Annotated in this window: 14 protein-coding genes and 1 pseudogene; 2 read left to right on the top strand and 13 right to left on the bottom strand. The window is 49.7% G+C overall.

Annotated features, from left to right (window positions below):
* Positions 1-71: 71 nt before the first annotated feature.
* The 13 genes from AB5903_RS11510 to AB5903_RS11570 are packed head-to-tail and all read right to left on the bottom strand — an operon-like array spanning position 72 to position 11,191.
* On the bottom strand, positions 72-2,477 hold the full coding sequence (locus AB5903_RS11510) for a hypothetical protein (protein ID WP_368117849.1): 2,406 nt from the start codon (positions 2,475-2,477) through the stop codon (positions 72-74).
* Between the two features lie 11 nt (positions 2,478-2,488).
* Positions 2,489-2,968 (bottom strand): hypothetical protein, encoded by a 480-nt coding sequence (locus AB5903_RS11515; protein ID WP_117740418.1) that lies wholly within the window; start codon positions 2,966-2,968, stop codon positions 2,489-2,491.
* Position 2,969: 1 nt separating this feature from the next.
* Positions 2,970-6,392 carry a hypothetical protein gene (locus AB5903_RS11520; protein ID WP_195658164.1) on the bottom strand — a complete coding sequence of 1,141 codons (3,423 nt, stop codon included), beginning with the start codon at positions 6,390-6,392 and terminating at the stop codon, positions 2,970-2,972.
* On the bottom strand, positions 6,392-6,667 hold the full coding sequence (locus tag AB5903_RS11525; protein ID WP_117740416.1) for a hypothetical protein: 276 nt from the start codon (positions 6,665-6,667) through the stop codon (positions 6,392-6,394). The genes AB5903_RS11520 and AB5903_RS11525 overlap by 1 nt, the downstream gene beginning before the upstream one ends.
* Positions 6,652-7,128, bottom strand: coding sequence for a hypothetical protein (locus AB5903_RS11530; protein ID WP_117740415.1), 477 nt, complete (start codon positions 7,126-7,128; stop codon positions 6,652-6,654). The genes AB5903_RS11525 and AB5903_RS11530 overlap by 16 nt, the downstream gene beginning before the upstream one ends.
* A gap of 3 nt (positions 7,129-7,131) precedes the next feature.
* Positions 7,132-7,638, bottom strand: coding sequence for a hypothetical protein (locus AB5903_RS11535; RefSeq protein WP_117740414.1), 507 nt, complete (start codon positions 7,636-7,638; stop codon positions 7,132-7,134).
* Positions 7,639-7,652: 14 nt separating this feature from the next.
* A complete protein-coding gene (locus AB5903_RS11540; protein WP_181978284.1) occupies positions 7,653-7,967 on the bottom strand; it encodes a hypothetical protein in 315 nt (104 codons plus the stop codon).
* Complete coding sequence (locus AB5903_RS11545) at positions 7,927-8,361, bottom strand: hypothetical protein (RefSeq protein ID WP_195658163.1); 435 nt, start codon at positions 8,359-8,361, stop codon at positions 7,927-7,929. The genes AB5903_RS11540 and AB5903_RS11545 overlap by 41 nt, the downstream gene beginning before the upstream one ends.
* Positions 8,362-8,373: 12 nt before the next feature.
* The gene (locus tag AB5903_RS11550; protein ID WP_195658162.1) at positions 8,374-8,772 is read right to left on the bottom strand and encodes a structural protein P5; all 399 of its coding nucleotides are present in this window, start codon (positions 8,770-8,772) and stop codon (positions 8,374-8,376) included.
* The gene (locus tag AB5903_RS11555) at positions 8,765-8,998 is read right to left on the bottom strand and encodes a hypothetical protein (RefSeq protein ID WP_195658161.1); all 234 of its coding nucleotides are present in this window, start codon (positions 8,996-8,998) and stop codon (positions 8,765-8,767) included. The genes AB5903_RS11550 and AB5903_RS11555 overlap by 8 nt, the downstream gene beginning before the upstream one ends.
* A gap of 13 nt (positions 8,999-9,011) precedes the next feature.
* A complete protein-coding gene (locus AB5903_RS11560) occupies positions 9,012-9,971 on the bottom strand; it encodes a hypothetical protein (protein ID WP_195658160.1) in 960 nt (319 codons plus the stop codon).
* A 47-nt stretch (positions 9,972-10,018) separates the two neighbouring features.
* Positions 10,019-10,150 (bottom strand): hypothetical protein, encoded by a 132-nt coding sequence (locus AB5903_RS11565; protein ID WP_258996729.1) that lies wholly within the window; start codon positions 10,148-10,150, stop codon positions 10,019-10,021.
* A gap of 6 nt (positions 10,151-10,156) precedes the next feature.
* Positions 10,157-11,191, bottom strand: a complete 1,035-nt coding sequence (locus tag AB5903_RS11570; protein WP_195658159.1) for a head maturation protease, ClpP-related — start codon at positions 11,189-11,191, stop codon at positions 10,157-10,159.
* A 173-nt stretch (positions 11,192-11,364) separates the two neighbouring features.
* Here AB5903_RS11570 and AB5903_RS11575 point away from each other — a divergent pair, with 173 nt between their 5' ends.
* Positions 11,365-11,808 carry a YfeC-like transcriptional regulator gene (locus AB5903_RS11575; protein ID WP_195658158.1) on the top strand — a complete coding sequence of 148 codons (444 nt, stop codon included), beginning with the start codon at positions 11,365-11,367 and terminating at the stop codon, positions 11,806-11,808.
* A pseudogene (locus AB5903_RS11580) lies at positions 11,805-12,020 on the top strand (hypothetical protein); the annotation flags it as partial. The gene AB5903_RS11575 and the pseudogene AB5903_RS11580, both read left to right, overlap by 4 nt.

Consider the following 12,020-nt stretch of genomic DNA (forward strand, 5'->3'; position numbering starts at 1 on the left):
TTGACAAACTTTTCAAAGAACTCATTTTATTTACTGCCAGAGCCGCTTAGGCGTGGCGAATTTTTAACGAATTATTGAGTATGAATATCGCTCTTTATCTCTTCAAGATCGGGAAGCTCAATCCCCCCAAGATTCTCACCTCCGGAAGAACCTGCCTCTACAATGAACTGTCCCGTTATCTTATTTCCTTTCGGTGACAACACGGTCACTTCCTTACCAGCCATAGAATAATCATCAATCCCAGCATATTGTTTGATGCTGGGCGCATCGTCACCCACCGTGGATAGTATAATGACATGCTGCCGGTCTTTATCCATTTTATTGCCTACCGTGACAATGGTATCCCCCGATTGGGGCGTCATGCTTCCGGGGGCACAGTCTTCGATGGAAAGGTCTATATAATCATCGCCAATAGCGACTACACGTCGCCAGTAAAACTGATTAACAACGTTCTCATGCACACCTTCCTCAATATTAAATTCACGGCATTGCCCCAAATCATCAACGGCGAATTTATTAGCTATGGTTTTCTCACCGTCCGTAGCCTTGAAATAGCAACGGTATACACCCGCCGGAACGGTTAAGGTTACGGGAACCTGCAAAATATCCCCTTCCGAATCAACCAGTACATCGCCGGTTGAGTCAACCAATTCTTCGTAATACGTAGAAGCAGTTTCCACCTTGATACACTCCATACTTGCAGGTGACAGGACTATCTGACCGCCTACATGGGACAAGTCGTGTATTTCAAGTATGTCAAAAACCGCTTTAAGGCGAATATAAGCTTCGTCCACTTCAAGGTATGAACGTCCGGTAGCAGGGTCTGTCTTAATGAGGTGACCGCTGCCGAACGCGCCGGAAGTAAAGTCTTGCGAACGGATGTCATCCGAGACAAGTCCGCCCAGTAGCTTTATGAGATATTTTGTCTCATCTGGATATTTCTTACTCAAATGCTCCGCCCGCGATCGCAGTGCGGAAAACACATTATACTCGCTCGGTTCCCGTCCGTCCCATGACTTCAGAATGTCAACCACCGTACGGTTAAGTGTTTCTCCAACCACATATTGCAAACTGCTCAATCCGTCATCAACGCTCTTCTTCCAGCCTTTACCCACTTGGTTGGTACATTCTATCGTGGCAACACTCAGGTTGTCCAACTTACGTGTCACCTTCGTCATACGGCTGTCCCGATACCCGGTACCGGGAAAATATTCGTCACTCAGCAGACGGACGGACTGGCCTAATATCAAGGGAACCGCATTACGGTCTATATAGGTATAGTCCGTATCACCGCCATACTTGGAGATATCCTCGCTATACCTGGCAAGAAAATCATCCACGGCGGCCTTGAAATCTTTCTCCGCCTGTACCTCATATTCCACCGGCATGCGGAAGTTCCAGGGGATATACTTATTTCCAACGCGGGGAATAAGGTTACCACCCGGTATCTGCCTGTCTTCGTCGGGATAGGTATTGATGATTTCCCACTCTTTCGTTGCGGAGTTATAGTTAGCCTCGAAGTCACGTCCGGCAAGGTCGCCCGTCTGGAAAGAGACGTGTTTCACCAGCCCGGCAATTTCATTTTTGCAAGGGTCAAACTGCATGCCACTATCCTTGAAGTAGTAAATGGTGAATGGCTTGCCGTCATCCCCTTTCTTCTCTTCGGTACGCACGATGGAAACCGTACCCGTATAGTGCGGATAAATCTCCGCGAACGCCTCAGACTCCACATGTTCGTACAAACCGTAATTTGTATTCCGGTCTACATACTTGGCATGGTCAGGAAGCTGAAGACGGGAGAAACCATATCTACTGCGGTCTATATTCTTGGTACTTCCCAAGGGTATAAGCCGAGTAAAGAACTTCACATCACCACTATTTTCCGACTGTACCAATGAGGTGAACCCCTTCATATATCCCAGTTTCACACGCTCACCGCGTTCACAACGGCAAAGGTTCATGTAAAAGCCATCCGCCCACCATTCTGTTCCGAAGGCTTCCGATATTTTTGAAAGAGCGTCCCAACAATAAGTATTGCTATATTCGATGGTCTCGTTCGGAGCGTCAATCACATCACCAATACTCCAACGGTTCTCACCGTAGATGCGGTTCATGTTCTCCACCCATTTTTGCAGATGTTCCCTTGGACTGCCGTCCAGCGAGAACTGCGGTTCATACTGCCCGTCCGCCAAGTTCAGATACATTACCTGCTCTGCATCGTGCACGGGGGCATAGAATTTCACAGAATAGTCATACGTCTGCCGGTTCTTTTGCTTGGGTTTGTATTCCTTCTTGACGGAAAACTTGATGCCTTCCAACATCACATAGTCGTTCACATCCAGCTGAACAAAAAAAGGATGAGTGAAAGATGCAGATACAGCATTCTCCGTCATCAATTCATCGTTCCAAGTGGATGAGGAAGAAGTGTTGACAGTCAGTTTCAACTTCCCGGATTGGTTGTAGATTTTCAACTTCATTCAAACAGCGTTTAATCGTTATTTAAAGGGTCTATATCCTGGCAGGGATTAGGCTCTCTGAACTTCAATTTCAGCTTACCGAATACTCCGCCATTGGTTTTGAAAGGGGTTACCATCTTAGGAGTCACTTTTCCTTTATAGTACATCCTATAAGTGGTTCCAAGCTCCGGCAGGAAGAATACCAGCCATCCGCTTTTCAAGAAAGCACGAAACGCGATATACTTGCGATACCACTCATCCGTCGTCTCCGTGAGAATGCCGAATTGCAATGTTACATCCCTGGCCTCATAATGCGACACCGGCAAAGCATCCGGCAATCGCTCGCCGTTCTCCTCCTGAAAAGAGACGGCGGTATAAGGTTTGAAGGCAGAGTCTTCAAGCAAGGCGTCGTAGTTGGTATGACTGCTTGCGTTGTCCTCTGCCAGGAAAGCGCTGTATTCCTTGTATATATCCACACCGTTAATAGTGAGCAGTCCCTCCAGTATCTTCATATCATTTCATTTTTACTCCGTCACGTTCCATTTTCTCTATAGCCTCGGCAATATCTTCCAGATACTTGCAGAAAGCGGTATTCTCGGCAATCGTATTGAGGATGCCGATGGCTTCGTAAGCATACTGCGATATATCCGTCATCTTATCATCCATGCTGATAACGTGTATCTGCAGGGAGGTGGCAATGCCTTCAATCTTTCCGGCGGTCTCTTCGGTTATCGTGGTAACGGCGCCGGCACGGCCGGACTGTGAAGAACCGCTACTGTAGGAACTCCACCCCATAGCTTCCGCCAGTTTATTGCGTTCCTCCAGCATTGAATCAGATAATGATTGCTGCATATTGCGAAGAGACGCTACCTCACGTTCAGTATACACACCGTCTTCACCGGCTTTTGCCCAACTATCATAGAGGGCCTTGATGCGGGAAGCATAGTTTTTCTCCATCAGAGAGTTCAGGATGGACTTCCGCAGATGCTTTTCAAAGTTCTCCGAGAAATCCGCATTGCTGCTATCCATATTAGAAAGCAGGCTGAGATAACTATCCTTAAAACTGTCGAAAGAAATACCGTTCAGCCGTTCCTTGACGGACTCCATTATCTCTATTTCCGCTTCACCGTATTCTATAATCTTATCCAGATAGCCACGGAAGTCACCGTCCATCACCGACCACAGTCCGGTATAGTTGGTTTTAATCCACTCCAACTGCTTACCGGTCATGTTCAGCATGTCATTCATGCCATTGAACTGCGCATTGCCAAGGCCGGCATCCTCCAGCCCCTTGACCACATCACCATTGACATTCTGCCAGTTCTTGCCTTCATATTTGACGCTACCTTTCCACATGCGGTAACCAAGGGAGTGAGAGCCCGCTGAGGAACCGGCTGACAACCGGGAGTTACCCAATCGCTTCGTAACCTCTTTCTCTGTATTCAGAAGACTCAGAGCTTCAGTACCGGCGGCAGTTGCTTCAGCACCGTAGGACTCTTTAATATAGGCTTTCTTCTTGTTGAGAAGTTGATCCCAAACATCCATCAGGACTTCATACTTCTTCACCATTTCGTTATATCCCGAATAGTCTGCGGTATTAAACAGCTTGATTGTGCCACCGAGAGAAACGATGGATTTAACAGCTCCTTTGATGGTTTGCAAACCACCTGTGAGTATAGACATCGGCTTAGTTATATCTATCTGTGACAGACCCTCCAGCATTTCATTCATGCCTGTCATCGTGCCGGATAGCCATTCCGGAGTCTTGATACCGAGTTCGTTCATGATGCCCAGCACACCGTCCGCCACCTGGGCATACTCTTTCATCTTGTCCACACCTGCACGCAGGGAGTCGGTAGCTTCCGCCTGCGCTTTGCGCTTGGCCGCTTCGGCACTGTCCAGCTTAGCTTTCGCATCAGCCTTTTCCTTTTCCGTACCGTCAGCCAGCACCTTGTTATATTCCTTGCGGGCTTCCGTCGCGTCCTTGTTGGCTAAAGTCAGAGAGGCGAAGGAGTCACTTATCGCCTGGAAGGGCGAACGCTGCCTCTCCTCCTGTTCTATGTTGTTGATAGCTTGAACGATTTCTTTAATGTTTTCGGGTGACAGGTTCTTTTGCTCACTGATAAAACTTTGCAGCTGCTTCTTCAGTTTGCCAAGTGCATCCGTAGACACTTTATCCAAATTGCCGAAGACGGAAGTCCAGTCGATTTCTTTTTTCAGATTATCAAAATCCAGGTTCTTCAGTTCATCTTCCATCTGCTTTTTCAAGGATGCCTTTTCACCACCGGGTTTCGCCTTGGCTATCTTGTTCCCGTAGTCTTTGGCAATGGCGGCGCGCTTCTCCTGGTAAGTACCGTATTCTTTGTTATAGTCAATCCATGACTGTTCTTCCTCTTCCTTTAGCTTCTTGTCCTTATCGGCATATTCTTTCGAGATGGCATAATAATCTTCCATGTATTGTTCGCCTGCCAGATTCCGTTGCCGGGCTGCCTGGTCTTTCACGGTAGCTACCTGTTCCGGTGTCACCGCCATGCCGTTCTTCTGTGCATTCTGCAAGGCTTTCAGACGGTCGCGTTCTTCTCTGTCTATGCGGGCCAGTTCGTCATCAAACTGCTTTAGCGCCAGTTCCTTCTTCTTTTCCTCACCCTCTTTCATCAGGGCAATGGTCATGTCGTTTATTTTCTGCCGGGCCTTGAGTTCGGCGTCGGCAATTTCATCCAGTTCGGTACGGTTGCCATTAGAACCGCCTTTCTTTTTTTTTGTGGTGCGTTCTTCGTAATCGTATACCACTGCATCCTGCATGGTTTTATTATAATTATCCCAGGCTTTTTGAGAGTTTTCACGGGCAACATCCAATTGTTCCTTGGTCGCATCACCTTTTATGAATTTCATATTCACCTCATCAAAAGAGGCATCAGCCAGGGCCAAAGCAGTTTTGGCTGCTTCCTTGCGAAGTTCTATCAACTCCTTTTTGGATTTTCCCGCCGCTTCCGCAATACGGGTGTCAAAGTCCACATCAGCCGAGATTTGCTGCAAAGCCCGATTGGTCTTTGCTATTTCATCATTCACCGCTTTCTGCGCGTTTTTCGTGCGGTCACTGTAATTATTCCACAGCACAATAAGCCCCGTTATCACTGCCGACAGCCCCAGTGTCAGCGTCGCCATCAGCGCCTGGGCTGCAACATTGGAGATACCCAATGATACCGCTAGTCTCGTGGTGGCTGCCGTCAGCATGTTTTTTGCACCTGCCAGCAGCACATGCGTAAAATAACTGTCTTTATTGAGCGTATTGGCCACCTGCTGCACACCCATGGTAATCGCCATTACCGCCTGCAATCTCGTCTGTATCTGCACCAGTTTCTCCTGCTCCACACCGAAGAGGGAAGCTACTCCCACGCCTGTCGTCATGGCACCCGCCAGCCCGGACACAGTGTCCATCGTTGCTTTTATCTTCTTGTTGTCGTCAGAGAAAATACGTCCCTGGGTATTTATATCGCCCATACGGTCTTGCATATCACCCAGTTTTTTCATTGCGGCGGCATATTCCTCCGTTCCCTCCTTCATCCCCGCCATTTGTTCTTTCAGGTTGCGGATTTCCGTACGAAGCGCAATGTGTTTCTGGGCGGACTGCTCCACCTGCTTCTCCAACAAGGCAAGCTCCCCCTTCTCTTCTGCCAATACCTTCTTGGCAACTTCCAGGTCGGCAGCCAGTTCCATCTTCGCCTTGCCGGGGGATGCCTTGGACAACTGCTTTTCCAGCGACTTGATGTCCGCCTCTACCTGTTTCACCACATCGCTCTGTTCCTGCATACGAGCCTTGAAGTCAGCCGTAACCTGTTCTACGGTCCGGCCTACCTTTGAGGTGTCCCGGATGATTTCATCCAGTCCCTCTTTGGTTTTGTTCCTGGTAATTACGGTAAGTTCTACGGGTTCCATCAGTCTGCTGATATATGAGTTTGGAAGAAGGCGACCGGGTCTTTAGCCGTGGCGCACTCTTTTTGCATTTTCTTCATCATCTCTTTATACTGCCGTTTCTTCTGTTCCTCCGCCGAAACGTAGCGGGAAGCATCCTTAGCCATAAGCAGCAACATGGGATAAGGCACTTTCCACAGAATGTAGTCAATGCTCCAGCCGGTTGCCGTAGCCACCTGCCATACTAAACCGAACGGGCTATGAGGGCCTTCCGTATATCCCTTTAACTCCCGTTGCATGAACGGCTCAGATTCGGCTTCATCGGATTCACCATTTCCACCGAGCTGATAATAGTCTGAAAAGACTTCGGGTCGAGCATGGTAAGCAACTGAAACATGGCTTCTTGCAGGAACATGGGGTGGACGCGCCAACGAAGCCACCAGGCAACGGGGCGGTTCAGTAACCTCCCCAGGAATTTACTTCGAACCAAGGTATAAGCAACAATACGGCTTATCGTAACTCCGTGTTCGGCAATGAACTGCATATTCTGCTCGAAAGTGTACTCCTTCATTTCGTTGTAAGTAACCCCCATCCGCAGATACAGGTTAGCGATACGCATCAGGTTGGCAAGCCCCGACGTCCGCATGATTACCCTGCGTGGTTTCCGCTTGCTATATAAGAACTTGAAAGGGCGGACGGGAACCGCCACACCCATATCAAGCATCAGTGCGGAAGCCTTCAACTGTTCCGTCTGTTCCATACGCTATCCCTCCTGGACAGCGGCCGTTTGCGGAGGAATGATGCGGTAGCGTGCCTTGTCCTTTTCCAAAGGTTTCAGACATTTCACGGTACAGTCATAGCTCAACACGCCGCTCATATTGATAGAATCGGCCAGTTCTCCACTCATCTTGGCACGGGGAATTTCAATCTTGTAGCCACTGACGCATTCCACCTCGAACGGGCCCTCCAAGTCCTTGAAGTCTGTGGGCGGTTCATAAGCGCCGTCCGCTGCGGCCACCGTACCTCCGAAAAGCTTTTTGCACATTTCCGGTGTCAACTGAATAAGCTTGAAGCCGAAAGCCGTGCTGCCGGGATTGCTGGTAAGCTCATCCACCGGGCCGTCATGCACCTGTGCGGCATAGATGGGAGTAGTCTGCTTGGCTTCACCTTTGGGTGACAGACCGTCCTGGCTAATCCATCCGATTTCTTCACTATTGAACTTCAATGTACCTATCCCGTAAATGAGTCCGTTGTTATCTTTTACAGCCATAATCTATATGCTATTTAATTACGTTTCAATCGCCGTTTTATCAGTATTAAGAGAAGTACGGCTACGGCTATCCGTCCTATCCATATTTGAAACCATTGGAAACCGGTTGGCTCCTGCACCACCTGCGGAGGTGGTTCTTCAACCGTTTCACCGGTTTCGTTGCGAATGCGTATCAGTTCTTCACGAAGTGCAATCACTTCACGCGCCAGGCTGTCGCAAGTAGAGGTTATTATCAGTGTATCACCCTGCCCACGCAGCACGGTTGCCGTTGCCTGTCCGCTCCGGGCACTATATCCCGCCCCCTCGGGCAATGCAGCCAGTTGGCTCATCGACAATTTTGTCTGCGCTACGCTTGCCGGAACCGGCAGAAGGGTCAGCACGGATTGTCTTACGCTTTGCAGGCTGTCGCTTAGCCGGCTGGATGCTGCTATCCGACCCGGACTTCTGCAACTCATTACGGATAGGGCAATCATCCCAATGACGGCAAGAAGTAGCTTTCGCCACTGTGCGGTCAAGCCGGGCAATGGCCCTGTAGAGTTTTCTGTTTTCATTCTGAATCTTGATTAATTCTTCACGGAACATATTGATGTTGTCCAGATAGGCGGCATCAATATCGGTTCCTTGACGTGCCTTGGATAACTTCCGGTTACGATACCAGTTGATTGCCTGAATCAGAAATCCACCGGGCAACGCATACATTATGATATTCCAAAGTACATCCATTGTTATACATCATTAGAGTAAATCCCAACCCGCCTGTACGTCCGCCATCACAGCAGGGACCCCATTCTCAACTTGCGATATGGCAGCGGCAAAAGCGCACATCGTGTTCCGGTCATTCACATCAGGAACATAACTTGAAGGTACATGCATCTCCCGGCATACACGGCTGATATATCCCGAAGTATTATTCTCCACCGGTGGTGCCCAACGATTGATGAAGTCCGCAACCGTACGGCATCCGTTCAACTTCCGGTAATTCTGTAACAACTTGATGAGTGCCCGGTACCCGTATGCCATTGATTTGAACTGGCAGAACGAACGGTCCTGCGAAGGGTGGACTTCGCCCTGCCACAGGGTGCGTGACAGGCGAATGTTCCCCGGGTTGTTATTCCTCAGTCCTCTGCTACTCATCCTGCGGTTTCGTTTCCGGGTTATCACCGGTGGATGGTGCGGCATTCCCGGCAGATTTGGCATCTTTAGGCACCTCCTTGATTTTGGCAAGCCCGCGGCTCACCAAATCTTCCGCACGCTCTTTCTCTACCTGCAATTCCGCACCTACAGGATATTGCGTCTTATGGTCGAACTTGTCCTGGAAGGCTTCCATGACAATCACGGTTATCAATAGTTTCTTTGCCATAGCTTCTACCTCCTTATCCTTCTATTACAGGTTTGAAAGCGCCGTCGGCACGCCAGTCCAGGGCGATGAATTCCTCGCCGAAGCCAATCTGCGTGTCCGCCTTCATCAGCATCTTGAAGAAATAGAGTTCACTGGCATTGGCCCACTTGTCAATCAGGATGACGTTTTCGTCGTCCTGCAAGTTTACGGCGGCGAAAAGGTTGCCGTTCATGCCGCTGTCGCAGATGGTAGCAACAATCAGCCCTTCCGGCCATTGGGCCAATACTTCAAACGGGATGCCTTTATAACGTTCCAGGTTGATATCCGTAGGAGTCGTGCCCTTGTTGGCGAGTTGCGTCAGTTCGTCATCGTACGTATCGAAGTCCGCCACGCTCATCAGGATGCGCAGGTTAGGATTGTTGCGCATGGTTACCGGAATCACCGTACGCAATTCCTTAAGACGTTGCAGCATGGTAGTACCCACTGTTTTCACTTTCACCACATCTGCATCTTTGGCGGCTTGTACCAGGATGCCGTCCATCAGCAGCATATCGTCCGAACCGTCTTCGTACTTGCCGTTGATATACTGGTAGCCCAGCTCATGCCCGACCTGTTTCAGAAGTTCACTCAGCAGCAGACTCTGGATATTGGGGGGCAACTGACGGAATACGAGATCGCCCGTCGGTTGGAAAGGACGCCAGATGTGCTCGAAAGCACGGGGGTTAAAGAGCGTAAACGCCATCATGTCTTTCGGCGTCAGTTTCTTTTCACTATAGGTGAAGTCACCCTTGCTGTCTGATTTTGCAGGGTCTTCCTTACGCTTTTGCAGCATCTTTCCCGTCTTTACACGCGGAATGCTGATTGAGCTGTTCACTCCGGGAATCACCATGATAAGCCCTTTGCTCACCAGCTCGTTGCCGGTAGTGGCGAGGGTCAGCACATGTTCCAGTACTTCTCCACCATAGTTGGTGGTATTCAATCCTTGAATTGGCATTGTCTTTAAATTCTTTAATTGTTAATTATTAATTTGCGCTTTGCGCATCACATTTTAATCTTCTGCCGTCCGCGTATCTGCGGCGCGCTGCCTGCACTGCGAACACTGCTTCCAACCTTTTTTCCAAAGTAAGTGGAGCCGCCCAATTTGGCATTCTTGGGGTTCTTAATCGGTACCATAGCGCGTCATTTTTTACGGTTGTCACGAATTTCTTTCATACGCTTGTCCCAGGCGCTTTCGTTTCCACCCGCACCGGGGGCCTCCAGTTTGTCTTTCAGCAGCTTTTTGGGTTTCAATGCCTTCAAGGCACTCATGCCGTCTTTGAAGTTTGCTTTCAGAATGTTCTTGTAGGTGTCCTTTTGGTCGGCACCGATACGGCCGTCTGTCACGGCATCGGTCACGGCAGAATCAATACGCTCTTCTTCCTGCTGTTGCAGTTGTTCTTTCAACTTGCCGTTCTCCTGTTCCAGGTCGTCGGCCTCATCTGCCCTCTTGGCTGTTTCACCCAGCATGGCCATTACTGCCGTTTCGTCCGCACAGTTGGCAAATCGGGGAATCTTCTTGAAATCATCCAATTTCATTTTATCGGGGTTTTGTGGCTGTCGCTGCTCCAGCTCCAGCCGGTTAGTAAATATGCGGTATATATCATCCGTAGTGCTCTCGGCAGGTACGGACTCTACATCGTAGATGGCGTCAATCAATCCCAGTGACAGAGCTTCGTCCGCTTTCAGCCAATGGTCAGTTCCGTCGAAGTATGTGCCCTTCACCTCTTCCTTGTCCATGCTGCAGCGTCCGCCGATGATTTCGGCAATGGTATCCTCCAGGCTCTCAATGGTAGCTATCATATCCCGCAAGTCCTGCTTGTTGCCGTAACAACCACCGGAAACGTTGTGCAGCATCATACGGGCATAGCGGCTCATCTCTACGCGCTTTCCACACAAGGCTATCACACCGGCTATGCTGGCGGCAATGCCATCAATGTAAATGGTGACGTTGCTCTTGCACTGGCGTATGGCGTTGAAAATGGCAATGCCGGGGTAAACGTCGCCGCCGATGGAATTGATACGGATGTTCAGATTCTCATAGCTTCCGTCCAGGTACATCAGCTCGTTCACGATGTCCCGGCTGGCTATCCTGCCTTCGCCGCCCTCATCGCTGATTTCTCCGTAGAGCAGCAGGCAGGCGGTCTTTTCGTTAAGTATATTTTTGAATGCAGTCATGCGTTGTCGATTTATTTGCTGCAAACTTACGGTAGTAAGGGTAACCGCACAAAAAAGTGTGTAACGCTTGCGAGCAAGTAGGTAGTTCGTGCGGCATAGCTTGTAACTGCTCCGCGCTTTTTTCAGGTTCACATGCGGGATGATGAACTTTGCGTAAACTTAATCCTATAAAAATGGCAGATTTGACTACGCAACAGAAGAAAGACTATGCCCGCACCCTCTACCTGAAGGACAACCTCACGCAGCAGGAAATTGCAGACAAAGTGGGGGTGTCCCGGCAAACCATCATCCGGTGGGTGTCGGCAGAGAAATGGGAAGAGCTGAAGGCAGGCATGACGCTCACCCGGGAACAGCAGGTGGCGTCCCTGCATCGCCAGGTATCGGAGATAAACCGCGTTATCAGCGGACGAGAGGAAGGAAAACGTTTTGCCACAGCCGCAGAAGCGGATACCTTGAACAAACTGGCAACGGCCATCAAAAAGATGGAAACGGACGTGGGAATTTCAGATATCATCAGTGCAGGTATGAAGTTCATCAACTGGCTGCGTCCGTTCGACCTGGACAAAAGCAAGGAGTTTCTTCGTTTGTGGGACGCTTTTATAAAAGACAGCCTATGACACAGACGCAGAAAGACCGTGACGCGCTCCGGGAATGGGCGGTGTTCTACGAGGCGGGGCTTCGCCGCCGGAATTCGGACGTGAACCTGACGCAGGCGCAGATAGCCAGGGAGCGGGCACGGCTGGAGGCCGACCCGGTAGAATGGATAAAGTTCTTCTTCCCGGAGTACTGCAAGTTCGAGTTTGCCGATTTCCAAACGAAAGCCATACGC

It is taken from the genome of Bacteroides sp. 2201st1_D9_2201SCRN_220225 (assembly GCF_040928965.1).
Taxonomy (GTDB): Bacteria; Bacteroidota; Bacteroidia; order Bacteroidales; family Bacteroidaceae; genus Bacteroides; species Bacteroides stercoris.